Source organism: Lihuaxuella thermophila (assembly GCF_900110165.1).
Taxonomy (GTDB): domain Bacteria; phylum Bacillota; class Bacilli; order Thermoactinomycetales; family Thermoactinomycetaceae; genus Lihuaxuella; species Lihuaxuella thermophila.
The window spans coordinates 32921-57837 of sequence record NZ_FOCQ01000005.1 but is presented as its reverse complement, the minus strand read 5'-3'; the positions used below and the strand labels follow the sequence as shown (position 1 = coordinate 57837).

Below are 24917 nucleotides of genomic sequence, written 5' to 3'. Positions count from 1 at the left end.
CCACTTACGGCTTTTCCGGTTATTTGTTTTCATCCATTTGCAACACAGCCATAAACGCTTCTTGCGGCACTTCGACACTTCCAACCGCCTTCATCCGCTTTTTCCCTTCTTTTTGCTTCTCCAAAAGCTTCCGTTTCCTTGAGATGTCCCCACCGTAACATTTGGCCAGCACGTTCTTCCGCATGGCGCTGATCGTTTCGCGCGCGATCACTTTGTTTCCGATGGCCGCCTGGATGGGAACTTCAAACATTTGCCGCGGAATCAGCTTTTTCAATTTTTCAACCAGCGCGCGCCCCCGGTGATAAGCGCGGTCCCGGTGCACGATAAACGACAGGGCATCTACCACTTCACCGTTTAAAAGAATATCCATCTTCACCAGATTGGATGTTTTGTATCCAATCAGCTCATAATCAAACGAAGCATATCCTTTGGTGCTGGATTTCAACTGATCGAAGAAGTCGTAGACGATCTCCGCCAAGGGCAGTTCATAGGTGATATTCACGCGGTTGGTATCGATATAGCTCATATCGAGATATTGTCCGCGTTTATTTTGGCAAAGCTCCATGACTGTGCCTACATAATCGTTCGGCACCATGATGCTTGCCTTGACATACGGCTCTTCCACATGGTCAATCTTTTGCTGCGGCGGCATCAAAGTCGGATTTTCAATGTCCATCACCGAACCGTCCGTCAGATATACTTTATAAACAACGCTCGGCGCCGTAGTGATGAGCGGAATGCCAAATTCGCGTTCGATTCGTTCCTGGATGATCTCCATATGGAGCAGCCCCAGGAAACCGCAGCGGAATCCAAAGCCGAGTGCGGTTGACGTTTCCGGTTCGTAGGCGAGAGAAGCGTCGTTCAGTTCCAGCTTTTCCAGCGCCTCCCGCAAATCGTCGTAGTCGGAAGAGTCGACCGGATACAGCCCGCAGAAAACCATCGGGTTAATCCTGCGGTAGCCGGGCAGCGGTTCGGCAGCCGGATTATTGGCATCGGTAATCGTATCCCCCACCCGCGTATCTTTCACATTTTTAATATTGGCGACGACAAAACCCACTTCACCGACGGACAGTTCGTCCATCGGCACGGGGTGGGGCGAATAAGCACCCACTTCGGTAACTTCAAAGGTTTTGCCCGTAGCCATCATTTTGATCTTCATGCCTTTTTTAATCGTGCCTTCCACCACACGCATGAAAATGATAACTCCTTTATAGGAGTCATACAGCGAATCAAAGATCAAGGCACGGAGCGGCGCATCCGGGTCGCCGGCCGGAGCGGGAATTTTCTTAACCACTTGCTCCAGGATCTCTTCGATGCCGATGCCCGCTTTGGCCGAAGCCAGCACAGCATCGCTCGCGTCGAGGCCGATCACATCTTCAATCTCCTGTTTAACCCGTTCAGGCTCGGCGCTCGGCAAGTCGATCTTGTTGATCACCGGAATGATTTCCAGGTCATTTTCCAGGGCCAGATAAACGTTGGCCAGCGTCTGCGCCTCCACTCCCTGCGAGGCATCAACCACCAATAAAGCTCCCTCGCACGCCGCCAAACTCCGGGAAACTTCATAAGTGAAGTCGACATGTCCGGGAGTGTCGATCAGGTTGAGAATATACTCCTGACCGTCTTTCGCCCGGTAAGGGAGGCGGACCGATTGCAATTTGATGGTAATCCCGCGCTCCCGTTCTAAATCCATTTTATCTAAAAACTGATCCTGCTTTTCCCGTTCGGTAAGCACACCGGTCGCATCCAAAATCCGGTCGGCCAGTGTGGATTTCCCGTGGTCGATGTGGGCGATAATGGAAAAGTTGCGGATCCTTGCTTGGCGTTCTTTTTTATCCATCGCCGTAGTCCCTCCTGCAAAAACGAGCACGACTGCATTCCTTAATTATAGCAGGATGCACGCTTTGCTTCAATGGAACAGACGCCTGTGGAACCCGCTTTTCTAATCCGCCCAGCTAAAAAGAAACTCGGCAATTTTCCGCGTTGCCTCACGGATTTCCGTTCCCATCTGGTTGCCGATCGCTGCTAACCGGTTGGATTCTTTCTCCACCTGACGGGCAACTCCCGCTACCTCATACCGGTCCATCTTCTCAACAGGATTGGATGTCTCCACGACCTCCCCCAAAACAGCGATTTCAATCTTTCCGTTTTGCGGACTGATTTGGATGGCGCGCGGAGCCCCTTCTGTCCCCTGTATTTTTTGTATATTTTTTTCTGCCGAATCGATTCCCAAAAAGATTCCCAGGATGAGCATCCCCACAAGACTGATGATCTGAACCGATGCGCGCATCCCATTCACCTCGATCATTTGTTGACATCACGGCTTGGCCGGCTCTCCCGAAACCGGGACCGCATCATGAATCTTCTCTGCTAACACTTTTGCCAAAATATCCAGAGATCGATACGTTTCCTCGAAATGATTGCCGACCCCGCCCACTTCCACCAGGATACTGTTGGGCGATAAAGACTGGTTATATTCTCCGTTATTTCCATTTGTGCGCTCTTTAATGACAACAGCTCTCGAAAGACCCGGATGAAGCTCATTAATCCGCTTGTGCAAATAACGGGCAAACTGCAAATTTTCTTCAAAGTTTTTGCTCGATCTCCCCACAATAAAAGCAAATCTGGCGTAGGCTTTTCCATCCTGTCCGCTCACCAGCGTCGTTTTGCTCCGGGGGAGCGCATCACGGTGGATGTCAATCAAATATTCGATGTCATCATGCTGTTTCATCACCGCTTGCACCATTTTGCGCGATTTCACATACGATCCCTGCCAAGTATATTGCTTTTGGGTGAAAATCGCACCCACGCCCATTTTTTCCAGTTGTTTAACCAAATGTTTGCTCAAATAGGTTACATTTTTGTTGAGATCGCTCGCCTGGCCCGGTTGTTTCTTTCCCAGTTCGGGCAAATAGGACTCCCAAAAATGTGTGTTATAAACGAGTACCCGTTTGGTTTTCACACCGCCCTTTGCAGGTTCTTGGACCAGCGGGTCATCCGCGGATTCGGACTCCTTCAACCCCTTTAAAATTTCTTTTTCCAACTCTGCCGGCGGTGGTGATTCGATAGGAATCGATGTATAGTCCACATCCTCACTCGCCACGTCTATTTCCGAATCAAACAGGGCAAACATGGGAAGCTCCCTTCCCAAAAAGGTTCGCGGATCACGAAAATCAATGCTGGTCATCAATTCAAAAATGAGCCGGGACACCATTTTTTCCATTCCGGAGGCTTGTACATGCTCTTTTAAGTAAGGGATCTCCCCGCCCATCACCATCACCAGCGTTTTGTCGGAAATGTGGGAAGTCCATTTGCTTAACTCGGAGGACCCAATGCTGTTTTCCGCTTGAATCATCGCAAAAGCACCGGCAAAAGAAAAGATGAGCGCCGTTCCGAGAAGCAGCAGCACAAATACCCGGCGCGTTTTGGGGCCGGACATATTTACCGTGGTAAATCCGCGATATCGGTTTCTCATCTCGTTCACCCTCTATCAACTCGTCTCATCCTCAAACTATGAGAGAGTTGCAAGGAGTAGAACCTATCAAAAAGAAAAAGTAGAAAGAGAGGATCATAAAAAAATAAGAGAATATACCGTGTATATCCTCCATAGAGACGGTTATTGGACATGTGAAGCCACATTATCCATGGTTACCGCTTCATGCAGGGCACAGTTGATGCCATTGGCCACCAATTTGGCGATATTGGCGATAAAGGAGTCCACTTCTTTCGGGGTCACAATGAGATTTTGCCCCAGCGGAGCCAGCACCTCCTGAATTAATTGTCTCTTTTCCTCAGCATCCAGCCCGCCGAACATTCCCATCATCCGGTTTCGCGTCTCTTTCGGCACCTCATGTTCCTGCAGTTCTCTCACCGTCGGCCGGTTGTACGGATCGAGCGGATTGGAGCGTATTCCTTGCATCTCCCTGCTGATGTGCGACAACACAAAGTCGATCGTATCATGGGCGATGGTCACCGCATCCACAACGGTTGGAACTCCAATCGCAATCACCGGAATGCCCAGTGTTTCCCTATTTAATGCCTTCCGCCTGTTCCCTACCCCCGAACCCGGGTTGATGCCGGTATCGGCCACTTGAATCGTGGTATTCACCCTAGAAAGGGCCCTTGAGGCCAAAGAGTCAAAGGCGATGACGAAATCGGGCTTCGATTTTTCCACCACTCCGTGCACGATTTCACTGGTCTCGATTCCCGTAATCCCCAATACGCCCGGGGAAATGGCGCTGACCGAGCGGTAGCCCTCCGCCACGTGCTCCGGGGACAATTGAAAAAGATGGCGGGTGACCATGGCATGTTTCATTACCAGGGGTCCAAAAGCATCTGCCGTCACATTCCAGTTGCCAAGACCCACCAGTAACGCCTTGTCATTCGGACCAATCCCCACTTCCTGCAGAAAACGGTTAAATTGATCCGAAAAATGTGTAGCCACCCGGTTTTCCAGCACTGAATCTTTGGAGCGAAGACCAGGAACTTCCAAAGTCAGATATGTACCGGGAACTTTTCCCATTTCTTCCCCGCCGGCTTCGTCATCGATCCAAATCCAACTGGTCGTGATCCCGTTCTCCGTTGTCTCTTCAATGCGGACACCCGGAATCGAACTTCCCTCCCCGCGACGTGCAACCGCCATATCGTGAGCCTCGCGCGCCAAATCCGTCCGGATCGAATAACCGCTCAAATCAATTTGATGCTCCCGCTGCATTCCGTTCACTCCTTCCATATACCTAGCTGTATTTTTTGCAATTGCGTGTTTTAATTATTCTCCCGCATGCCTGTTATTGCTTTTTATCTTCCCTCATGCTAGAATATTGCGTGTTGCATGTAATGGGATGCGTAATAATGCCCCGGGAGGTGAAAGATTTGGCTAACATTAAATCCGCAATTAAACGTGCAAAAACCAACGAGGTACGTCGCGCACGCAACGCTGCCCAAAAATCCGCCATGCGTACTACCGTGAAAAAATTCTTGGCTGCCGTGGAAGCGAATGATCAAGCACAGGCAACTGCACTGTTGAAAGAAGCGACCCGCAGCTTGGACAAAGCGGTAACCAAAGGGATTATCCATAAAAATGCAGCTGCACGCAAAAAATCCCGTCTGGCTAAAAAGCTGCAAGCTTTGAACGCTTAATTCACATACCCTCTGAGCCGGGTTCAGCCAGGCTGCTGACAAGAGTCAGCAAGCCTTTTTACATAGGAATACCGTTTAAAAAAGCGCCTTTCTTAGATTTTGGTTCTAAGAAGGGCGCTTTTTTTGACAAAAGAAATCCTCATGAAAAGGATTATACAAAAAGATGAAGAAGGAAATAGAATCAAACAGAAAAAAATATTATTGCAAAAACAAAATATAAAAGAAAAAATGCTATACTTTAGAGTAATCAAACATCACTCTCATCCGAAAAGCAGGTGATTCACATTGAAGGGAATTCCGGTTCCGTTTGTGCGTGCCAATCAGTGGTTTATCTTGCTTTCCGTCCTGTTGACCCTGGTACTCGGCCTTCCTGAAATCCTGTTGATTCCCCTCCTCGCCGGCTTGTACAGTCTGGCTTTCAAACAAAACCCCGTTTTTGGGCTGGTGCGCCCGTTCTTAAAAAAACCGCCGTCTGATTATGAACAGGAAGACCCGGAACAGCAACGGTTCAATCAATGGATCGCCGTCATCTGCCTGGGACTCAGTTACCTGGGATTTGCCACGGGGTATGGTGTGGCGGGGTATATATTTATGATCATGGTGGGAGCCGCCTCGCTGCTTGCCATCCTGGGCTTTTGCATCGGATGTTTCATTCGCTATCAATACATTCAATGGAAGCATCGCCGCCAGTCGGGGTGACAGCATACAGGGAAAATCAGCAGAAAACCGGCGGCCATATCGTTTCCTGTCCGCCGGCTCCATCCTTTTCAGCTAAAAAACAGATCCACAATATCTTTGTCTGCCGATCGTTTGATCCGGTAAAACTCTGAATAACCGCAGTTTTTGCATGAAACAACTTTAAATTCATTGTGCTGAATATCAAAGAAACGACTTAGGCCTGTTCCTGTCGCTGCAATCTCTCCCACCGTCACTTCCTGACCGCCGCATTTGGGACATCCTCTTTTCATCGTTTTATATCCTCCACTTACGGCTTAAAGCAGCTTTCGGGCCGTCTGGCTTTTTTCCGCCTCTTTTTCGTCCTTCATCGTCCCCAGCAGGCGGTCCATCACCGGGTTGGTCACTCCATACCAATAATGTTCGCTTTTAAAATGATGCAACAGATGGTATTTTTTCAGCATTCGGCCCCACGGGGTGAGCGGTTTGATCGGGCGATGGGCTACATAATGCTTCCACTCGTAATAGAGTTGATACCCCATTGCTCCAGTGACAAAGGAAATGGTCACGTACGCGTTCCCGCTGATCAAAAACGCGATCGTCCCAATCAGCAGAAATTGGGGAGCCGTATACCAAACCGGCAGAAAAAGCAACTTCAGGTTATCGGGATCTTCATGGTGATCATAATGCAATCGCTTAAGTAATTGAAGAAGAGTCCGGTTTTTTGGCGGTTTTAGATGAAAGAAAAATCGATGGGTCAGATACTCGCTGACAGCAAACAAGACACATCCCACCACCGCTGCCAACCAAATCCGGCCTTCCCCCACACGTGGCACAGTCATGACGACCCCGGCTGAGAAAAACAGGCACAGGATGAAAACGTCGTAATGGGAGAAAAATTCTTTCAGATACTTGGACATCGAATCACTCCTTTCCATTTGATCCACCTATAAACATTCTAACAATTTTTATGATTGCGGAATATCTTCTCATGCATAAAAAAATGCCGGGGAAGCATCCCCGGCACTCCATGTTACAAGAGCCCCATCGCCTCTTGCATTTTCCTCAACGTGTCGTCAGCGGTTTGAGCAGCGCGCTCCGCTCCTTCTTTCAGAATGCTTATCAGTTCCTGCGATCTCCGGATTTCATGGTATTTTTGCTGAATCGGGGCGAGATGGTCGATCGTGATCTCGACCAGGTCTTTTTTCAGCTGACCGTATCCGGCTCCCTGATACCGTTTTTCCAGCTCGGATACCGGTGTGTCGGTGAGCAGGCTGTAGATGACGAGCAGATTGCTGACGCCCGGTTTGGTTTCGGGATCGAAGCGGATCACGTTTTCGGAATCGGTCACGGCCCGCTTCAATTTTTTCTCAATTTTCTTTGGATCATCCAGCAGAGTAATGTAGTTGAACTCGCTTTCCGCACTTTTGCTCATCTTTTTCTCCGGGTTATCCAGTCCCATAATCCTTGCGCCAACTTGACCGATCATCGGCTCGGGGATGGTAAACACTTCCCCGTAGTCGCGGTTAAACCGTTCGGCAAGGAGACGGGTCAACTCCAGGTGTTGTTTCTGGTCTTCCCCTACCGGAACGAGGTCCGCCTGATAGATTAAAATATCCGCCGCCATCAAAACAGGGTAAGTGTACAGGCCGGCCACGACGGATTCCGAACCTTTGCTCTTCTCTTTGTACTGCACCATCCGGTTTAGCTCTCCGATCCGCGCAACGCATTGCAACAACCAGCTCGCTTCACTGTGGGCACGGACCTGTGACTGCACAAACAGCGTGGCCTTGTTTGGATCAAGGCCGATCGCCAAATACATTGCCGCCAAATCCAATGTGTTTTCCCGCAGCATGGCCGGGTCGCGCGGCAAGGTCAAGGCATGCAGATTCACAACGCAGAAATAGCAATCCGCTTTATCCTGCAACTGCACAAACTGTTTCATCGCACCCAGGTAGTTTCCCAGGTGAGGAACGCCTGTGGGCTGAACACCGGAAAGAACTCGTTCCATGCGTCTTCACTCCTTTAATAAAATAAAACAACTCGTCCCAACTAGGGACGAGTTGTGCTCGCGGTACCACCCTAATTCGCTTGTTCAACCATCCAAGCGCACTTCATCACATAACGGTTTTCGACCGGTATCACCTACTGGGAAGGTTGACCTTCCGTTCGGATCACAGCTCCAAAGCCCATTCACACAGTTCCCTGTTTGGCTTGCACCACCCGCCAACTCTCTGGACAGTTTCCTGTGTTACTCTTCTTTTTCATCGCCGTCGTGTATTCCCATGTAAGAGGAGACAAAAGATATTTGAAGAATATTTTCCTGTAATAGAAAACAGAAGTCAAGTTTTTTCCTACTTTTGCTCCGCTTCGGATCACCCGGGCTCTTGCAGTTAAAATGGGTTAAGAGATGTTTATCTGATGTTTGACCGATGGAGCATCAGCTTTTGCATAGAACAATCCTTCCAGTGAGAAGATATGGTTTGAAGTTTGAGTCCTGCCATCTCAAGCTGAGGTTACGCATAACTTATTTACAAAACACTAAAAATGTGCTAGTTTTTTCATGATTAGGGAGGTAGGTTGTATGGGGCACGCTTTACCTGTCAATATGCATCTGTTCGCACCACTTGCATTGATCGTGATGGCTTCCATGGTCATCGTCATCCGTTTAAGAGCCACCCAAAAGCCCACATCGGCCAAAAAGATCATCCTGCCGCCGCTCGGGATGAGTACCGGATTCTTGATGTTTCTGTTTCCGCCTACCCACATTCCATGGTCGTGGGCGATCCTCGCGTTTCTGGCCGGGGTTGTCTTTTTTTCCATTCCATTGATTCAAACTTCTAAATTTGAAGTGATTGATGATCAGATCTACTTAAAACGTTCCCGGGCGTTCATCTGGATCTTGATCGGCCTTCTTGTGATCCGGCTCTCGCTCCATACCTACATTGAGCAACACATCAGCATCTACCAGACCGGCGGACTTTTCTTTATCCTTGCCTTCGGGATGCTTCTTCCATGGCGGCTGGCCATGTTTTATCAATACAAAAAGCTGGAAAAACAGTTGGTAAGCAAAGTGGTACAATCATAACTAACCCCCCGCTGATGTCGGAAAGCGGGGGGTTAGTTTTCGTTTTCCATCGTTTCTTCGGAGACCACCCGGATGCCGTGACGGCGGAGAAGAGCAGCCGTCACCCCTTGTCCGGCTTTTTTTACTCCCCGAAACTGCCCGTCGTAAATCATGCAGCTTCCGCACGACGGGCTTTTTTCTTTCAAGATCGCCTCTTTCGCCCCTACCGATTGCGCAATTTTGAGCGCTTCGTACGCTCCGCGGATAAAAGCTTCCGTCACGTCATTTCCTTGATTGTCGATGACCCGCGCTTTCCCGTCCAGCACGTCCTCACCGTCTCCCCCGACAATTTCCGCCGGATTTCGCGGAGTTGGCAGGCCTCCCATCACTTCAGGGCAGACAGGAACCGCTTCCCCTTTTTCAACCAGTTCTTGAATCCGGCTGATCCGGTTATGCCTTTGATCATACCGGCAGTTTATGCCGGCAAAACAAGCGCTGACAATTTTTTTGCCCATCATGATCCCCGCCTTTTGTAATTCCCGAGCTTGAATTAAGATAACACAAACGGATTGTAGAATGAAAGTTGCGAACTTGACCAAAACTCTACTCGAACAGACTTGAACTTGATACAATGAAGGCATACTAAATGATGGAACCGTTTTACCAGAGGAGAGTGTTTCTTGTGCCTGAAAAAGTGATTGTGGTGGGTGGAGGTTTGGCCGGCTTAAGCGCCGCTGCTCGACTCGCGCACAATAATTATGATGTGACTTTGTTGGAGAAAGCCCCAAAACTGGGCGGGCGAGCGATCTCCATACCGATGAAAGGCTTTAACTTCAACTTTGGAGCTCACGCGATCTACGCTCGCGATAAATCTATTTTGCGTAAATTTGAAAGCGAAATCCATCTGAAAGTCGACTGGAAAGATTTTTCCCCATCAAAAGCTTTCTATGATTTAGGCTCATATACCACGCCCATGCCGGCAACACTGGAAGGCCTGTACCGCACAAAAATTTTGGATTCACAAAATAAACTGCGCTTTGCTTACGAAGTCTTTAAAACAATGGCTGCAATCGAGCGGGGGGAAGACGGGGTTCCCATCGGTGAATACCTGGAAAAAGAACCGGAGCAGGTGCGGGATTTGCTGCTCACCGTAGCTTCATCCAACTTCTTTACCAATGAGGCGGAAAAAATCCCTTCGCCCCTCTTTTTCCAATATTATAAGCGATTGTTCTCCACTCATCGGGCCGTTTCCTACATCGGGGGCGGTTGGCAGGCGATTGTTGATGCGTTTGCTGAGATCATCGAAAAAAATGGCGGGAGCATCGTGACCAAAGAAAAAGTGACCAAAGTGGAACTGGATGGAAAGCGCATCACCGCCGTTCACGGGAAAGAGCAGGTGTACCAGGGAGATCATTACATTTTCTGCATTCCTCCCAAAGAATTGTTCAGTCTGTTCAGCGATACACCTCAACAGAAATACTTTGAAGAGTATGCGCGTTATGTTCCCACTCAAGTGGTTGTTTACGATGTGGGTCTCAGCGAACGGATTCGCAGTCCGTTTACGTATGTATATCAAAAAGCTCAGCGCGTGTTCATCACCGATATTTCCTACTATGACACGACTTGCGTGCCCGAAGGCGGACAGTTGATGCAAGCGGTTGCCTATCTCAATGAGGAAGAGATCGCAAGCGGCAAGGCGGATGAAAAAGTAGCCCTGATCGAATCCGTCTATGACAAACATTTCCCGGGCTGGCGGGAACGCCTCGTCGCCAAACGGGTCTCCAAAAGGGCGACCGTGCAGGAAATCAAATGCATTGACGACCAGCGCCTGATGCCGGTCAAGTTTTACAGTCTGTCCAACGCCTATTTTGCCGGTGATTGGTGCAAAGGGGAAGGACAACTTTCCGAGCTTTCCTTCAGCTCAGCCTATGAAGTGACCAGCCGGATCATGAAGCATCCCGTTGAAGAATAAAACAACACAAAAAAGCAACCAGTGGATGGCAACTTGCACTGGTTGCTTTTTTCATCACGTCATCACCATGACCACAAGGGTTCCCAACAGGGTCATGACGACGGAGACAGACGCGAACACGAGCGAAAAAAGCATTTTGTCATCGGCATACACTTTCAGTTGTTCCGGCGTTTTTTGGTCGATGCGCCGGGTATGGACACGCAGATTGAAATTGAGCACGAGAAGCATGACAAGCGGGATCACAATCAGATACCAAAACGGGATTCCCTCCATAAATGGGGTATTGCCGTCGCGGATCAGAGCCTGGATGAAGAAAAAGATGCTCAGCGCGAACTGCAGGAGAAAGCCTGAAGTGTAATAACGGCGCCAACTGTTCCCCAGCTTGTCCAATTCATAACGAATCAATTCTTTCATTCCCGGGAACAGCTGAAGGAATGGATGGGGTCGTTTTGAAATCTGCAAGCTGATTGCAGGGATAAGGAAAATGAGACCCAATACGGAATAAACCACCACCCCCGAAGCCCGGCTCAACACCAGGCCAAGCAAGAGGATCAGCGTTACGGCAAACATCAGATTCATATAGATGAACTGCTTTCTGCGCAGGTTGTTCAAGCGACGCTCTTCCATACAAAACCTCCTCACACCGCATATTCTGTGAAAGTGCATCGAGGCGGGCGGTCGTCGGCCACCCTGTACGAATGCGAAAAGTCTGTCTCTCCAAGGCTCGCTCGGACCGGAAATCCGTTTGTTATCCATCTTAACATATTTTGGTCCCCGTGCCTGATCCAGTTGTTGCAATCGGAGGAACATCCCGGTTTCACTTCCCATCCGCTGGATGGACTTGGATCAACAATCGCTCCACGCCGAGCACTTTATCGATTTTTCCCGATTTGATATCCTGTTCCGTTGCAATCGCTTTGGCCAGCAAAGAGCGGAGGATTTTTTCGGAAAAGGACGCTCCCTGCTTGTAGGCCAACTTGACCGGATAAGGATGAATCTTTAGGAAAGAGCCGATTTCCTTTTCGGACATCCCTTGTTGGGACAAAACCTTTACTTGAAGCATGAGACGGAATTGGCGAATGATCAGGGCCAGTATTCTGATCGGTTCTTCCCGCTGATCGAGGAGATCGTACCAGATGCTGAACGCTTCATCCAGTTTCCGCTGCGCGATGCGGTCGATGAGTTTAAACACATCCTGTTCCAACGTCCGGGGAACCAATTCCGCGACCATCTGAGAAGTAACCGTTCCCCCTTGTCCTGCGTAAATGGCCAGTTTCACACATTCCTGATGCAGGAGGCGCAAATCATTGCCGACCAGCAGGACGAGCTCCCTCAATGTTTGTTTCTCTATATTGACGTTCAGCTGCTTGAACCGCTTTTTTAACCAGTCGACGAGCATCGGTCCGTTCAACGGCTCAAAATTCATCGTGCGAGCCTGCTTCTCCAATGCTTTGGTCACTTTTTTTCGTTTATCCAATTTATCTGTGGGAGCGATGAGGACCACAACGCTGGATGTAAGAGGCTGCTGGAGATAAGAGAGCAGCGCCTCGGGATTGTGATCCACCCCGCCCCTTGTTTTCTGCGTGGTGAGAAAGTAGGCGTTTTTCCCGACAATCAAGCGGCGATCCCCAAAAAAAGGAAGAGTTTCCGCCTCTTGCACAAGAGTCTGTACCGGAACCTCTTCCAAATCCAATTTGACGATGTTACCTAAACCGTCCCCGTCCGGCATGAGTTGCTTTTCCATCCACTCGACTGTCTCTTCGATCAAAAAGGTTTCTGTTCCGTAAAAAAAGTAAACCGGATGAACGATTCCTTTCTTGATTTCTTGCAACAACTCGCGATCCATAGACGCTTTTTCACCTCTTCATCCCGTTTACTTGGTTCTTTTCTTTTGCACCACATCAATCGTAACCTTCCTGGTCATCTCTTGTCCATCTTTCCCGCTAAGGACGGCTTCAATTTCGCGGTTGGATTTCCATGTAAGGGCGATCAACCGCTCACCTTTAAACCTTTCGCTCCGATATTGAATCTCTCCGGACGGTTTGCGGACAATCAGGCGCTCCTCTTCCCATTTCGCTTGATAAACCTGATCGGGTGACCAGACTGCCCCCTGGGATTCAAAGGTAGTCATGAATGTGCCGTCCTCTGAAGATCGTTGCCGGGGATCGGCAGCAGATGAGCCTTCCTTCTTCACGCTGGTTTCCATATATGTGGATGTGGACGGCTGGGAGCCCTGTTCCAACGGTAAAAACGGAAGTGTGAAAAGAGCCGCAACAGCCGCGATCGCCACTGCCGCCCCTGTTTTTACCCACCGGGAGCGGATGCGCTTTTGTTGCTTGTCAGCGGCTTGTGCTAAATCTTCATCAATGGCGGGGAGGATCGAATCGATGACACTGCTTGGCGGGACGACTTTGGGCAGCCGGGATAACTCATTGGACAGCGACCGAAGTTGTTGGGCGAGCTTTCTGTCTTCGGGCCTCTGAGACAAGTGTGCCTCCAACGCTTCTTTTTCTGCAGGTGACAAATCGTCATCCAAATCACGCTGAATCAGTTCCATTATTTTTTCGCTTCCCATCGAGTCACCCCTCCTTCCCGGTATTCAGCCAACCACTGCTGAAGCTGTTTTCTGGCCCGAAACAGATGGGATTTAACCGTATTCAAAGGCAATTGCATCGCATCCGCAATTTCCTGGTAATTGTACTCCTGTACATATCGTAAAATAATGGCTTTGCGCTGCGCATCGGGCAACCGTTCAATCGCTTGCTTCAGATCGGCCGCGACCGCCCCGCGCTCCACTTCCCTGACCGCTTTCCGGTCTTCGTGCCATGCTTCCTCTTGTATAAAAACCACCTTCTTTCTTTTCCGGAAATGATCCATGCACACATTGGTCACAATCCGTTGTGCCCAGGTTTCCAGCATGGAATCCCCCTTAAAAGCGGGAAGGTGTTTATATATTTTAAGCAATGCTTCCTGGGTGGCATCCATGGCATCCTGCTCATTGCCCATCCAGTAATAAGCCGTGCGGTAAACGGGTGTCTCCAATCGTCTCAAGAGCTGCACAATCGCCTCACGGTCTCCGGACTTGGCCCGCTCTATGATTTCCTGGTCGACCAATCCAACCCCCCCTAATGAGATAGACTCCGTTTGTGATTCATAAGTTGCAACCAAAAAAGCCGGACTTTCAAGGTTGAAGCATCGTTTCCGTCCTGATGCCTTCCGGCCGGATCTTTACCGTGACGGCTCCGTGTCGGTCGGTTCTGAGTACCGCCGCTCCAATTGCCTGTAAACGTTGGAGCACTTCAGGAGCCGGATGGCCGTAACGGTTTTCCCTCCCTACAGAGATGATCGCCTGACGGGGCTTCAGTACTTGAAGCCATTTCGCCTGTGTCGATGTTCGGCTGCCATGATGGGCTACTTTTAACAAATCAACGGTTGGCAGCGCCCATTCCGACAAGACTTTCGATTCAGCTTCTCGCTCCATATCACCTGTCATCATGATTCGCATTTGAAAGACAGAAAGCAGAAAGACAACCGAATCATTATTGCTCTTTTCGTTCGTACCGATCAATCGGGACGGATCAGGGTGAAAAAACTTCCACTTGATGCCCGGCTCCACCTCCCAAGATACCCCGGGAGACAGCGTATAGATCCGTGTTCCTTTTTTGGCCAGCGTTTGGAGCAACCTCTTTTCCGTCTGGCTGCCGGGAGGATGGGGATTGCGGATGACCCTTCGAACAGGAAAGCGCTCTGCTACCGCCAAGAGTCCCCCGATGTGATCCGTGTCCCCGTGAGTGATCACTAATTCATCAATCTGACGGATGCCCCGGTATTTCAAATATGGAACGACGATCCGTTTTCCCACCTCAAATGGATCGCGCCTGATTTGCCATGGTTTCCTCGGGAAAAAGGGAGTTCCTCCTCCATCCACCAAAATGACTTTTCCTTCCGGTGTTTCAATCACCGTACAATCCCCTTGCCCTACATCCAAAAAAGCGATTCTGGCTTCGTCCTTTCCCCACAGGTGTGCCTGATGGGCAACCGCAACCAAACATATGAAACACAGACCGGAAAGCATTCGGTGCCGACCCGGGAAAATCAAATTTCCCGCCCAGCTGATCCATAGATAGATAGCGGCCAAAGAATACAGCAAAACCCACAGAAGAGTTGGCGGGACCCAGGTGACATGGGCCCAAGACCACTCTAACAACAGATCCGTTCCCTTATGTACCAGATCGAGCAACAGGGAAGAGAAGCCGGCCAGCCATCTTCCTGCCGTTTCATGTACAAAACCGAGCAGCAAAGCTGCCGTCGAAACGGGGATCACCAATGAGCTGATCACAGGGACAAACAGCAGATTGGCAAACCACGACAGAAATGAGAACTCATAAAAATGATATATGAGGACCGGAAAAGAGACAACTTGCGCTACCAATGCAACAGCGATCCCCTGATTCAGCCGATGCCACGGAAAGGGAAGCTGCCGGGCGATCGGTTCCACCCCGATAATGAGAGCGCCGGTCACGAGAAAGGTAAGCTGAAATCCCGGTTCAAAGATTTGATAAGGATTCCAGGCAAGTTGAATCAACAGCGACAGAGCCATAAAGGAGAGCAGTTCCTTCCAGCGGCCGAAGAGGACTGCCAACAGACTTAAACCGGCCATGATCGCGGCACGGATCACCGGAGCCTCCGCCCCTGTTAAGATCACATAAAAAGGAAGGGCCAGAATGACGAGCAAAGCTGCCTTTTCTCTGGTCAGCCCCGTTTGTTTCAGCAGAAAGTACAGACAAGCAACAAGCACCCCTACATGCAGACCGGAAATGGATAAGAGATGAACGATTCCCAGGGTGGAATAAGCGGCTTCCATCTCCGCATCGACTCTCTCCCTCTCCCCGAGCAACATCCCCCGGATCAGTCCGGCGTATGCAGGAGAATATATTCGCTCGATCTGCGATCCCAGCTCCTCCCGCAAGCGATCCATCCAGACAAACAGATGATCGCGGTCTGCCGATAAAATCTTCACCCTGTCTAAAGATTCTCCTTTGGCCAGCCAGTGAATTTGTTGCCTGTACAAATAGGCACGGTAATCGAACGCACCCGGATTTCTCGCCGGTGAAGGCCTTTCCAGCACCACGAGCGTTTCAATTTTCCAATAACGCTGAAATTGGTGCGCATTTAGCCACTCTGTTTCATTTTGCAGCCGAACCGTTACCTTTATCTCTTCCTCGGGGATTCTCCACCGGATTCGTCCGTCAGCCAACTGGCGAACCTTTATATCAAACAACAATCGATCCCCGTCGACTTGAGGCCGGGAAACAATCTCTCCCGTGATGACAGCCGCCGTTTCCCCGTTTGAACCGACGACGGCCGCGATGGCAGAATGATTGTTCACCTCTGCATAGGCATAACGGGCAGCGCCGACGGACAAGCCAACCAGAAACAACGTAACGAGGAGCCCTTTTCTGTACTGGTAAAAAAACCAGGCACCCAAGACGCTGATCCCAACCGCTAAACCGGCATATAAAGAAACACTTTTCCACCCCCAGTGACACAGCAAACTCCCGGTAATCCATCCCAAACTGCTCCAGACCAACGGTTGCTTCAATTCATTCTCACCTTTCAGGAAAATAGAAACCGGTTGATTTTTATCAGATGTGCATCGGCTGACCATTAATGGTGAGAATTATTCCCTATGGTTACTGTATTTTCCTTCTCATCTGTAAAATCAATGATATCCTGACCGGTGAGAAAACTTTAACTTCGTTTGGAGATGACAGGGATTGACGGACGCGGGGGCAATCAAGGCGGATCGGCACAGGGCCCTATCCAAAAGGGTCCGGCAGTCAAGCTGCATCACCCTTACCGGCCTTCTCTTAGCTTTTCTACAAATCCCTTCATACGAACACGAAGATGACTCCGCATGGAAGCCCCGTTGGATGGAAAAGTGGATCTATAAAATCCCCGCATCTGTCCGCAAGACGGGTTCGAGGTAATCCACTTTTTCTCTCTGATCTTCCCGGCAGAACTTGCGAACGGCTTCCGGGTCTGTTGAAACAAAGGTCAATGAAGTAAATTCGGGCGTTTCTCCCGCGGACAACAAAGATTGGACGTGTTTTGCGTACAACTCTTGCAGTTCCCGGGAAGTGAGGCGAAGGTTCGCTTTGTAGATGACCGCGATCGATCTGAAAGGCCCGCCCAGTTTGACATATTTGGGATCAAAGGAACCAACCAGCTGCCGATTCTTTAAATCAAAACCGATTTCTTCCCGGCACTCCCGGATGACACTCTCTCTGAGATCAACCCGGTTGCCGTAAACATCCCGGGGATCGACGCTTCCCCCGGGAAACTGAAGCCTTCCCGGATGAGCCGTGTCCGTCCCCATTTCTCCGATCAACACTTGTTCATCTTGAGTCACGAGCATAACCGCACTGTAAATCACCTGGCAGGCGTACGCTTCCGGCAATGATTTTCTGTTGGTATACAAATAGTGCGCATAATCGGTTTTTACCAGTTCAACATTTAAAAAATCCGGGTTGGATTCCATCCTGCTGACGGTATAGATGGTTCCACGGGTAAATCTCTCTTGATCCCGGTTTACTGTGTTCCAATAGTGATCGATTTGTTCTTGAATGGGAAGCGGCAGGTCCACCGTTTCATCTTTAACCCATACCTGGATCCTTTTAGGAGCGGAAAGAATGGTCACCTTTTGATTCATAAGCGTCCTCCTATAAATCAGAAATCGGATGAATTGAATTATCTTATAAATTCATTTATTCAAAAGTTCGGAATTAAACGAGTGAAACAGCCAGCAGGCTGGATCAACCCGCTGGCTTTCCCTGCTACACCCTTGGGAGAGTAATCCCGGTCTGGTGCTGATATTTTCCTTTTTTGTGTCGGTAAGAGACTTCGCAGGCTTCGTCGCTCTCAAAAAATAAGACCTGGCACAGCCCTTCATTGGAATAAATCTTCGCTGGCAGCGGAGTCGTATTGGAGATTTCCAAAGTTACATATCCTTCCCAGCCCGGTTCAAACGGGGTCACGTTGGTGATGATGCCGCAGCGGGCGTAAGTGGATTTCCCCACGCAAATGGCCAATACGTTTTCCGGGATTCGGAAATACTCAACCGAACGGGCCAGGGCAAAGGAGTTCGGCGGGATGATGCACACATCCCCTTTGAAGTCTATAAACGAATCGGAGTCGATCTTTTTGGGATCGATCACCGAGTTTAACGCGTTGTGGAAGATTTTATATTCATCCGCCACGCGCAGGTCATAACCGTAACTGCTCAGTCCAAAGCTGACCGCTTCTCCTTTCCCGACATTGCTGTCGATAAACGGTTCGATCATTTTATATTCCCGAGCCATTTTTCGTATCCATTTATCTGATTTAATGGTCATTTTTCTCCCGCTCCTTCTCCTATTCTCTTTTTTTATGTCATTGTTCATTGTACATGATGAGAGCAAAAAGAAAAACGCCTCCGTGGGGAGACGTGTATGATTATCATTTTCCAGCTACAACGGACCACACTTTTTCTTCGATCGCCTGGGCCAGGTCATCGATCAGATCATCCGCATTTTCCAGGCCGACGGAAAGGCGCAGGAGGCCGTCGGTAATCCCGTGCTTTTGCCGTACTTCCGGCGGCATCGATGCATGGGACATTTTCGCCGGGTAGGATAAGATGCTTTCCACCGCACCCAAGCTCACCGCCACGATCGGCAACCGAACTTTGTTCAATATTTGCTTCGCTTTTTCTTCGCTGCCGACGTCAAACGACAACACCGCTCCATGGCCGCTGGCCTGCCGGTCTTGGAGATGGTGGCCGTCATGGGACGGCAGTCCGGTATAGTAAACCTTCTTCACGGACGGATGTTGCTCCAGCCATAACGCCAGCTTCTCCGCGCTTTTTGTGGAAGCCTCCATCCGCGCCTGCAAGGTTTTCAACCCTCTCATCACCAGCCAGGAATCCTGCACGCCAAGGATGGCTCCGAACGAATTTTGCAATTGTCCGATCTGCTCAGCGATCTCTTCCTCTTTGGCCACGACCAACCCGGCGACGACATCGCTGTGACCGCTGATAAACTTGGTCGCGCTGTGAACCACAATGTCCGCGCCCAAATCGAGCGGCTGTTGGAAATAAGGAGTAAGGAACGTATTGTCGACGATCGTCAGCAATCGGTTTGACCGGGCAATGGCCACAATACCCCTCAGATCGGTTACTTTCAACAGCGGATTGGACGGTGTTTCCACATAGATCGCTTTGGTATTGGAACGGATGGCGTTACTCACCTGTTCCAGGTCCGTGGTGTCCACAAACGAAACCTCAATCCCCATGCGGGAAAATACCCGGGTCAAAACGCGGTACGTTCCCCCGTACACGTCCTGGGAGACGATCAGATGATCTCCACGGGAAAAGAGCAAAAATACCGTAGAAATGGCTGCCATTCCGGAAGCGAAGGCAAAACCGCGACATCCTCCTTCCAGTTTGGCGATCATGTTTTCCAGCGCATGCCGGGTGGGGTTCCCCGAACGGGCGTAATCATACTCGCCCGGTTGATCGATGTGAAAGTGGTGATAGGTGGACGCCTGATAAATGGGAATACTGGAAGCACCCGTATAATCATCGATTTCGTTTCCGTTGTGAAGCAAACGCGTTTCAAATCTCATCTCCACTCAACCTCCTCAGACTTCTGACTGCTCTGCCTGCTGAAAAGCTTCAGCCAAATCTTCTTTTAAGTCGTCTATATGCTCAATGCCAACCGATAAACGCAACAATCGGTCACAAACCCCCACCTTCGCGCGAATCTCTTCCGGAATATCGGCATGGGTTTGTGTGGCGGGATAGGTCATCAGGCTCTCCACTCCGCCCAGACTTTCAGCAAAAGTGATAATCTTCAAATTGCGGAGAATAGCCGGAATCAACTCTTTCTTCTTCAACCGGAATGACAGCATCCCGCCAAAACCTCTCGCCTGTTCCGTCAGTATTTCTCTGTCTCTTTCCGCAAGCGCCGGGTAGAACACCTCATCCACCAACGGATGTTCTGCCAAAAACCGTGCCAGCTGCCAGGCGTTTTCCTGATGTTTTTCCATGCGCAAAGCAAGTGTTTTCATGCCTCTCATCAGCAACCATGAATCAAGCGGCCCGAGTGTTGCCCCGATCGAATTGTGAATAAAACCCACCCGTTCCGATAATTCCTCCCCTTTGGTGACGATCAGCCCGGCCAGCACATCGTTATGCCCGCCCAGATACTTGGTGGCGCTGTGGAGAATGATGTCTGCCCCCCACTGAAGCGGCCGTTGCAGGTAGGGTGTCATAAAGGTGTTATCAACGATAGATAATAATTGATGTCGTTTGGCGATTTGACAGACCGCTTTGAGATCGGTCACCCTCATCAGCGGGTTGGTCGGTGTTTCGATAAAAATGGCTCTGGTGTTGGTCCGGATCGCTTGCTCAACCGCTGCTTCGTCCCGCAGATCCACATAGGAAAAACTGAGCCCGTAACGCGAAAGTACTTGTTCAAATAAACGATATGTACCCCCGTAAAGATCGAGGGAAACAATCAAATGGTCCCCTTGGGAAAACAATCCCATCACCGTTTGTACGGCTGCCATGCCCGAACTGCAGGCAAACCCGGCGTCTCCTCCTTCCAACCGGGCAATGCTTTCCTCCAGGATATCGCGGGTGGGATTGGCCGTTCGGGTATAATCGTAGCCTGTACTTACACCACCGATATGTTCATAAGCGGTTGCAAAATAAACGGGAAAGTTGACAGCTCCCGTTTTCTTCTCTTTTTTGGTTCCCACTTGAGCCAGTTGTGTTTCGATTCTCATGATGCAGCCTCCTGCCACGGTCTTTGGATTGATACGAAAAAAGCCTCTTCTCCTGAATAAGAGAAGAGGCCGGCACCTTCATGTTCAGCATCTTCTCTTATCTCTCAGGAAAACATTCCTGCAGGAATTGGCACCATCCGATGCATGTCTCCACATCGAGGTTGCCGGGCTTCATAGGGCCAGTCCCTCCGCCACTCTGGATAAGAGAATGAATATCATACACAGTTTTAAGTTTTCGGTCGGTCATTCCACTTGGGATGATTATACTAGGCTTTTATCCCTGCGTCAACCCGATTGAAAAATATGCACTCGGCTGAGTAGGCATGCATTTCATTGATTTTGCCCGTTTTCTTCCCTTACAATGATGATGTTGGCTTGAAATTCTTTATTTTAGAGGAGGTAGCCCATGTCAAGAAACAAAGCACTGATTGAACTTACCGATAAATATGGGGCAAGGAACTATCATCCCCTGCCGATCGTGATCTCCAAAGCAGAAGGGATCTGGGTGGAAGATGCGGACGGAAACCGCTATATGGACATGTTGAGCGCTTATTCCGCACTGAATCACGGACATCGTCATCCCCGCCTGATTCAGGCTCTGAAAGAACAAGCCGATAAGGTCACCTTGACTTCCCGCGCTTTTCATAATGATCAGTTGGGAATCTTTTATGAAAAAGTGGCCCGCATCACCGGAAAAGAAATGGTTCTGCCCATGAACACCGGTGCAGAAGCCGTCGAAACCGCGATCAAAGCCGTTCGCCGCTGGGCTTATGATGTGAAAAAAGTTCCCGATAACCAGGCGGAGATCATCGTCTGCGAAGAAAACTTCCACGGGCGGACCATCACGGCTGTTTCCCTGTCCTCCAACGATGAATACAAACGTGGATTTGGCCCCCTTACACCCGGATTTAAGATTATTCCGTACGGCGATGTGGAAGCGCTTAAGAAAGCGATCACTCCCAACACTGCCGCATTCCTGCTCGAACCGATCCAGGGAGAAGCCGGCGTGATCGTTCCCCCGGAAGGTTACCTGAAAGAAGCTTATCGTGTATGTAAGGAGAACAACGTCCTCTTCGTCGCGGATGAAATTCAAACCGGATTTGGCCGTACCGGGCAAACGTTCGCTTGCGATTGGGAAGATGTGAAACCGGATATGTTTATTATGGGAAAAGCACTCGGAGGCGGAGTCATGCCGATCTCTGCAGTGGCGGCTGACAAAGAAATTCTGGGCGTTTTTGAACCGGGCTCACATGGTTCCACCTTCGGCGGAAACCCGCTGGCTTGCGCGGTTGCCATCGCTGCACTCGACGTCCTGATGGAAGAAGAGCTGCCGAAACGCTCCCGGGAGCTTGGAGAATATTTGATCAACGAACTGCGTAAAATCGATAACCCGATCATCAAGGAAGTTCGGGGTAAAGGCTTGTTCATCGGCATGGAGCTTCATGAACCGGCCCGGCCTTATTGCGAGGCATTGATGCGGGAAGGGCTTCTCTGCAAAGAAACCCATGAAAACACCATTCGCTTTGCGCCACCGCTCATCATCACCAAGGAAGAATTGGATCTGGCTTTGGAAAAAGTGCGTAAGGTGCTTTCCAAATAATTTACACCGGAAACAAAACCCTTTCTGGATGGACAGAAAGGGTTTTTCCAGTTACTGCACGATAATTTGATCACGAAACTTTGCCAGAATCTTTTCCCCAATGCCCGGAACACGGGTTAAATCATCCAAGGATTGAAATTTCCCGTGTTCTTCCCGATAACGAACAATCGCTTCTGCCTTTGACGCTCCGATTCCGTCCAATTGTTCCAACTCTTGTACGGTTGCCGCATTGACGTTTATTTTTTCAGAAGCAGACCCGGTCTCATCCGTTTTATTTGCCTGGATGAACACAGGAACCTCTTCCCCTTTCTGCGGGATATAGACAACCATCCCGTCGGAAAGTTGCCCCGCCAGGTTTACCCGGTTGAGATCGGCTGACTGTACGGTCCCTCCTGCTTTTTGAACGGCCATATAAACCCGGGAATGGGCATCCAGCTCATAAATTCCGGGCTTGCGGACGGCCCCTTTCACATCGACAATCACTTTTGTCGCTTTAACGTTCTCTCCTGAATTTGTATCGGCTTTCTTTTTCTCTGTTCCCATGGCTTGATAAGGCTCAAGGGGAGCCGGTTGAGATGATTCCTTCCCATTCCACCAAAAGCTGGAGAATAATATAATAATAGTAAGAGCTAATCCAATTCCCAGCATCTTCTCTCTGGAAGTCCAATCGGCCCGGATCATTAAATCGCCCCTTTTGTTTATGAGTGGCTTCATATCAGTCAAGCCGGTCACGTAAGAATAAAAAAAGGATGTCTGTCCGTAACTGCACATAGGAGGGATCATCTGTGAAGATTGGTTTTATCGGAACCGGGAGTATGGGCCGCACCCTGGTGGAAGCATTTATCCGAGCGCAGACATTCCGTCCCTCGGAAATCGTCGTCAGTAACCGCACGCAAAGCAAAGCCGATCAACTGGCCGCGAAGTATCCGGGAATGCGCGCAGCTCAAGGGAATATCGAACTCGTCCGCGAAGTGGCATGCTTCTTTATCTGCGTAAAACCAGGTGAATTCCGGACCGTGCTGGAAGAGATTGAAAACAGTGTCCAACCGGAACAACTGGCGTTCTCCATCACCAGCCCGGTCATGCTGGAAGACTTGGAAAACTGGCTCCCCTGCAAGGTGGCCAAAATCATCCCCAGCGTCACCAATCAAATTCTTTGCGGCACCTCTCTTTATATTCCCGGTTCAAGAATGAACGAGCAGGAACAAAACTGGTTGCACCAGTTGCTGGCCACCATCAGCACACCGTTAAAGACGGATGAACAGCACACGCGCATCGCTTCGGATCTGGCCAGTTGCGCACCCGCTTTTCTCGCAAAAATTCTCGAGCAGATGGTGGAAGCGGCTGTGAAGAAAACAGGCATTCCCAGAGAGACGGCCGTTCCCCTCGTAAACCAGATGGCGCTCGGGGTAGGGAAATTGTTGACCGAAGGCGGATACACGCTTGAAACATTGCAGCAACGCGTCGCCGTTCCAGGGGGGATTACGGCGGAAGGCCTCCGCTTGTTGGATCGGGAATTATCCCCGGCGTTTGAAAAATTGTTCCACATCACCCACGACAAATATGCGGACGACGTGGAGAAAGTAAAGAAGTCTCTTCGAAGAGACTGAGTTTTTCATATTTTGTATTTTATACCAGATATATTTATTTTTTCAATCATCTGCAAGTTTATTTAAGAATCATTTATCGTTTTTCGATCCCTCCGGATCGATGGGAGTCCGCATTCGCGCATGGCACAGCACTTTGCTTCCACGCTCTCACGATGATTCCTTCTTTTTGGCCAGCATCGGCAGTGGCACTATTCATGGGAACTACGATTCAAGGCTCTGCGATGTAATCTGCTCATACACCAGTACGAACCTTTTTTTTCAGGAAAACACTTGCTTCTTTCATTTAGATTTTATAAAATGTTTAGACATATAAATGTTAAAGATGGATTGAACTGTTGGAGGCAAAAAGATGAAATTTTTAAAGATGAAGGAGCCCGCAAGCACCTGGACTCACTTTATCCCGTTTTTGGCAGGAATCGTGGGCCTGGTGTTTCTGATCCTGGAGTCAGTGAATAATCCTGCAAAGCTGGTCATCATGACGATCTTCGGGGTCAGTGTCATTTTGTTGTATGGAGCAAGTTCGCTCTACCATTGGATTCGAACGACCCCTGAGAAGGAATTAATACTGAGAAAGATCGACCATATGGCCATTTTTATCCTGATCGCCGGAACCTACACGCCTGTATTGTATTACGGGCTGGCGGGAGCTTGGAAATGGGTGATGTTGATTGCGGTATGGCTCCTCTCCTTCATCGGAATGGCCATCAAAATCTGGTTCATTGATCTTCCCCGCTCCGTATCGACGATCTTTTATCTTGCGTTAGGTTGGATTGCGGTGATCCCGTTTGCAAAACTGGTTCAAACTCTGCCTGTTGAAGCCATCATTTTAATGATTGCAGGTGGTGTCGCATATACCATTGGGGGAATTATATATGCCACGAAAATATTGGATTTGATCCCCAACAAATTCGGTTTTCATGAAGTATTCCACATCTTTGTCTCACTGGGAACATTGCTTCACTTCTTCATGATTTTTCACTATATCATGCCGCTTTGAACCAAAAGAAAATGTTGTAAAGGGGTCCGCACCGT

At 49.5% G+C, this 24917-nt stretch carries 25 protein-coding genes, 1 riboswitch and 1 other annotated feature; of the genes, 7 read left to right on the top strand and 18 right to left on the bottom strand.

The annotated features are described in order from the left end of the window. Positions 1-19: 19 nt before the first annotated feature. From lepA to gpr, 4 genes are all read right to left on the bottom strand, one after another. A complete protein-coding gene (lepA, locus tag BMW55_RS06680) occupies positions 20-1837 on the bottom strand; it encodes a translation elongation factor 4 (protein WP_089966630.1) in 1818 nt (605 codons plus the stop codon). A 102-nt stretch (positions 1838-1939) separates the two neighbouring features. Then, positions 1940-2287 carry a DUF3679 domain-containing protein gene (locus BMW55_RS06675; RefSeq protein ID WP_170839781.1) on the bottom strand — a complete coding sequence of 116 codons (348 nt, stop codon included), beginning with the start codon at positions 2285-2287 and terminating at the stop codon, positions 1940-1942. 27 nt (positions 2288-2314) lie between these two features. Beyond that, entirely contained in the window at positions 2315-3472 is a 1158-nt protein-coding gene (spoIIP, locus tag BMW55_RS06670) for a stage II sporulation protein P (protein ID WP_089966626.1), read from the bottom strand. A gap of 141 nt (positions 3473-3613) precedes the next feature. After that, positions 3614-4711, bottom strand: a complete 1098-nt coding sequence (gene gpr, locus BMW55_RS06665; RefSeq protein WP_089966624.1) for a GPR endopeptidase — start codon at positions 4709-4711, stop codon at positions 3614-3616. Between the two features lie 158 nt (positions 4712-4869). Between gpr and rpsT the strand changes: the two genes are divergently transcribed. Both rpsT and BMW55_RS06655 read left to right on the top strand, forming a co-directional pair. After that, the gene (gene rpsT, locus BMW55_RS06660) at positions 4870-5136 is read left to right on the top strand and encodes a 30S ribosomal protein S20 (protein ID WP_089966979.1); all 267 of its coding nucleotides are present in this window, start codon (positions 4870-4872) and stop codon (positions 5134-5136) included. A 285-nt stretch (positions 5137-5421) separates the two neighbouring features. Next, the gene (locus BMW55_RS06655) at positions 5422-5835 is read left to right on the top strand and encodes a DUF4395 domain-containing protein (RefSeq protein WP_089966622.1); all 414 of its coding nucleotides are present in this window, start codon (positions 5422-5424) and stop codon (positions 5833-5835) included. A 68-nt stretch (positions 5836-5903) separates the two neighbouring features. On the opposite strand, the gene BMW55_RS06650 is transcribed toward BMW55_RS06655, so the two are convergent. The 3 genes from BMW55_RS06650 to trpS form a co-directional block, all read right to left on the bottom strand. Next, the gene (locus BMW55_RS06650) at positions 5904-6104 is read right to left on the bottom strand and encodes a zinc ribbon domain-containing protein (RefSeq protein ID WP_089966620.1); all 201 of its coding nucleotides are present in this window, start codon (positions 6102-6104) and stop codon (positions 5904-5906) included. A 24-nt stretch (positions 6105-6128) separates the two neighbouring features. Further along, a complete protein-coding gene (locus tag BMW55_RS06645) occupies positions 6129-6731 on the bottom strand; it encodes a sterol desaturase family protein (RefSeq protein WP_089966618.1) in 603 nt (200 codons plus the stop codon). A gap of 113 nt (positions 6732-6844) precedes the next feature. After that, entirely contained in the window at positions 6845-7822 is a 978-nt protein-coding gene (gene trpS, locus BMW55_RS06640) for a tryptophan--tRNA ligase (protein WP_089966616.1), read from the bottom strand. 40 nt (positions 7823-7862) lie between these two features. After that, positions 7863-8088, bottom strand: a binding site (T-box leader). Between the two features lie 307 nt (positions 8089-8395). On the opposite strand from trpS, the gene BMW55_RS06635 reads away from it, so the two are divergent. Further along, the gene (locus tag BMW55_RS06635) at positions 8396-8899 is read left to right on the top strand and encodes a CcdC family protein (RefSeq protein WP_089966614.1); all 504 of its coding nucleotides are present in this window, start codon (positions 8396-8398) and stop codon (positions 8897-8899) included. A 32-nt stretch (positions 8900-8931) separates the two neighbouring features. On the opposite strand, the gene BMW55_RS06630 is transcribed toward BMW55_RS06635, so the two are convergent. After that, positions 8932-9393, bottom strand: coding sequence for a 2-thiouracil desulfurase family protein (locus BMW55_RS06630; protein WP_089966977.1), 462 nt, complete (start codon positions 9391-9393; stop codon positions 8932-8934). 167 nt (positions 9394-9560) lie between these two features. On the opposite strand from BMW55_RS06630, the gene BMW55_RS06625 reads away from it, so the two are divergent. Continuing rightward, positions 9561-10850, top strand: a complete 1290-nt coding sequence (locus tag BMW55_RS06625; RefSeq protein ID WP_244527469.1) for a phytoene desaturase family protein — start codon at positions 9561-9563, stop codon at positions 10848-10850. A gap of 54 nt (positions 10851-10904) precedes the next feature. Here the strand turns inward: BMW55_RS06625 and BMW55_RS06620 are convergent, their stop codons facing one another. From BMW55_RS06620 to BMW55_RS06580, 9 genes are all read right to left on the bottom strand, one after another. Beyond that, on the bottom strand, positions 10905-11477 hold the full coding sequence (locus BMW55_RS06620) for a hypothetical protein (protein WP_089966612.1): 573 nt from the start codon (positions 11475-11477) through the stop codon (positions 10905-10907). A gap of 190 nt (positions 11478-11667) precedes the next feature. After that, positions 11668-12696: a DNA polymerase III subunit delta gene (gene holA, locus BMW55_RS06615; protein ID WP_089966610.1), complete on the bottom strand. Its 1029-nt coding sequence runs from the start codon at positions 12694-12696 to the stop codon at positions 11668-11670. A gap of 27 nt (positions 12697-12723) precedes the next feature. Further along, the gene (locus tag BMW55_RS06610; protein ID WP_089966608.1) at positions 12724-13425 is read right to left on the bottom strand and encodes an anti-sigma factor family protein; all 702 of its coding nucleotides are present in this window, start codon (positions 13423-13425) and stop codon (positions 12724-12726) included. Next, complete coding sequence (locus BMW55_RS06605) at positions 13407-13964, bottom strand: RNA polymerase sigma factor (RefSeq protein WP_089966606.1); 558 nt, start codon at positions 13962-13964, stop codon at positions 13407-13409. Before BMW55_RS06605 ends, BMW55_RS06610 begins: the two co-directional genes overlap by 19 nt. A 67-nt stretch (positions 13965-14031) precedes the next feature. Next, positions 14032-16452 carry a DNA internalization-related competence protein ComEC/Rec2 gene (locus tag BMW55_RS06600; protein ID WP_170839780.1) on the bottom strand — a complete coding sequence of 807 codons (2421 nt, stop codon included), beginning with the start codon at positions 16450-16452 and terminating at the stop codon, positions 14032-14034. Between the two features lie 345 nt (positions 16453-16797). Then, entirely contained in the window at positions 16798-17562 is a 765-nt protein-coding gene (locus BMW55_RS06595) for an NUDIX hydrolase (RefSeq protein WP_089966603.1), read from the bottom strand. A 124-nt stretch (positions 17563-17686) separates the two neighbouring features. Beyond that, entirely contained in the window at positions 17687-18244 is a 558-nt protein-coding gene (dcd, locus tag BMW55_RS06590; protein ID WP_089966601.1) for a dCTP deaminase, read from the bottom strand. A gap of 103 nt (positions 18245-18347) precedes the next feature. Beyond that, positions 18348-19511, bottom strand: a complete 1164-nt coding sequence (locus BMW55_RS06585; RefSeq protein WP_089966599.1) for an aminotransferase class I/II-fold pyridoxal phosphate-dependent enzyme — start codon at positions 19509-19511, stop codon at positions 18348-18350. Positions 19512-19526: 15 nt separating this feature from the next. After that, a complete protein-coding gene (locus BMW55_RS06580) occupies positions 19527-20675 on the bottom strand; it encodes an aminotransferase class I/II-fold pyridoxal phosphate-dependent enzyme (protein WP_089966597.1) in 1149 nt (382 codons plus the stop codon). 94 nt (positions 20676-20769) lie between these two features. Beyond that, positions 20770-20882, bottom strand: a riboswitch (SAM riboswitch). A gap of 199 nt (positions 20883-21081) precedes the next feature. On the opposite strand from BMW55_RS06580, the gene BMW55_RS06575 reads away from it, so the two are divergent. Next, entirely contained in the window at positions 21082-22275 is a 1194-nt protein-coding gene (locus tag BMW55_RS06575) for an ornithine--oxo-acid transaminase (protein ID WP_089966595.1), read from the top strand. A 51-nt stretch (positions 22276-22326) separates the two neighbouring features. Here the strand turns inward: BMW55_RS06575 and BMW55_RS06570 are convergent, their stop codons facing one another. Continuing rightward, positions 22327-22956 carry a helix-hairpin-helix domain-containing protein gene (locus tag BMW55_RS06570; protein WP_170839779.1) on the bottom strand — a complete coding sequence of 210 codons (630 nt, stop codon included), beginning with the start codon at positions 22954-22956 and terminating at the stop codon, positions 22327-22329. Between the two features lie 104 nt (positions 22957-23060). Here BMW55_RS06570 and comER point away from each other — a divergent pair, with 104 nt between their 5' ends. Both comER and trhA read left to right on the top strand, forming a co-directional pair. Then, a complete protein-coding gene (comER, locus tag BMW55_RS06565; RefSeq protein ID WP_089966591.1) occupies positions 23061-23885 on the top strand; it encodes a late competence protein ComER in 825 nt (274 codons plus the stop codon). Positions 23886-24234: 349 nt separating this feature from the next. Continuing rightward, entirely contained in the window at positions 24235-24882 is a 648-nt protein-coding gene (gene trhA, locus BMW55_RS06560) for a PAQR family membrane homeostasis protein TrhA (RefSeq protein WP_244527468.1), read from the top strand. Positions 24883-24917: the final 35 nt, after the last annotated feature.

Excerpts from the sequence above, each read along its gene's own strand:
- lepA (WP_089966630.1), bottom strand. The coding sequence starts at position 1,837 with ATGGATAAAAAAGAACGCCAAGCAAGGATCCGCAACTTTTCCATTATC.
- BMW55_RS06675 (WP_170839781.1), bottom strand. The coding sequence starts at position 2,287 with ATGCGCGCATCGGTTCAGATCATCAGTCTTGTGGGGATGCTCATCCTG.
- spoIIP (WP_089966626.1), bottom strand. The coding sequence starts at position 3,472 with ATGAGAAACCGATATCGCGGATTTACCACGGTAAATATGTCCGGCCCC.
- gpr (WP_089966624.1), bottom strand. The coding sequence starts at position 4,711 with ATGCAGCGGGAGCATCAAATTGATTTGAGCGGTTATTCGATCCGGACG.
- BMW55_RS06650 (WP_089966620.1), bottom strand. The coding sequence starts at position 6,104 with ATGAAAAGAGGATGTCCCAAATGCGGCGGTCAGGAAGTGACGGTGGGA.
- BMW55_RS06645 (WP_089966618.1), bottom strand. The coding sequence starts at position 6,731 with ATGTCCAAGTATCTGAAAGAATTTTTCTCCCATTACGACGTTTTCATC.
- trpS (WP_089966616.1), bottom strand. The coding sequence starts at position 7,822 with ATGGAACGAGTTCTTTCCGGTGTTCAGCCCACAGGCGTTCCTCACCTG.
- BMW55_RS06635 (WP_089966614.1), top strand. The coding sequence starts at position 8,396 with ATGGGGCACGCTTTACCTGTCAATATGCATCTGTTCGCACCACTTGCA.
- BMW55_RS06630 (WP_089966977.1), bottom strand. The coding sequence starts at position 9,393 with ATGGGCAAAAAAATTGTCAGCGCTTGTTTTGCCGGCATAAACTGCCGG.
- BMW55_RS06620 (WP_089966612.1), bottom strand. The coding sequence starts at position 11,477 with ATGGAAGAGCGTCGCTTGAACAACCTGCGCAGAAAGCAGTTCATCTAT.
- holA (WP_089966610.1), bottom strand. The coding sequence starts at position 12,696 with ATGGATCGCGAGTTGTTGCAAGAAATCAAGAAAGGAATCGTTCATCCG.
- BMW55_RS06610 (WP_089966608.1), bottom strand. The coding sequence starts at position 13,425 with ATGGGAAGCGAAAAAATAATGGAACTGATTCAGCGTGATTTGGATGAC.
- BMW55_RS06595 (WP_089966603.1), bottom strand. The coding sequence starts at position 17,562 with ATGAATCAAAAGGTGACCATTCTTTCCGCTCCTAAAAGGATCCAGGTA.
- dcd (WP_089966601.1), bottom strand. The coding sequence starts at position 18,244 with ATGACCATTAAATCAGATAAATGGATACGAAAAATGGCTCGGGAATAT.
- BMW55_RS06585 (WP_089966599.1), bottom strand. The coding sequence starts at position 19,511 with ATGAGATTTGAAACGCGTTTGCTTCACAACGGAAACGAAATCGATGAT.
- BMW55_RS06580 (WP_089966597.1), bottom strand. The coding sequence starts at position 20,675 with ATGAGAATCGAAACACAACTGGCTCAAGTGGGAACCAAAAAAGAGAAG.
- BMW55_RS06575 (WP_089966595.1), top strand. The coding sequence starts at position 21,082 with ATGTCAAGAAACAAAGCACTGATTGAACTTACCGATAAATATGGGGCA.
- BMW55_RS06570 (WP_170839779.1), bottom strand. The coding sequence starts at position 22,956 with ATGATCCGGGCCGATTGGACTTCCAGAGAGAAGATGCTGGGAATTGGA.
- trhA (WP_244527468.1), top strand. The coding sequence starts at position 24,235 with ATGAAATTTTTAAAGATGAAGGAGCCCGCAAGCACCTGGACTCACTTT.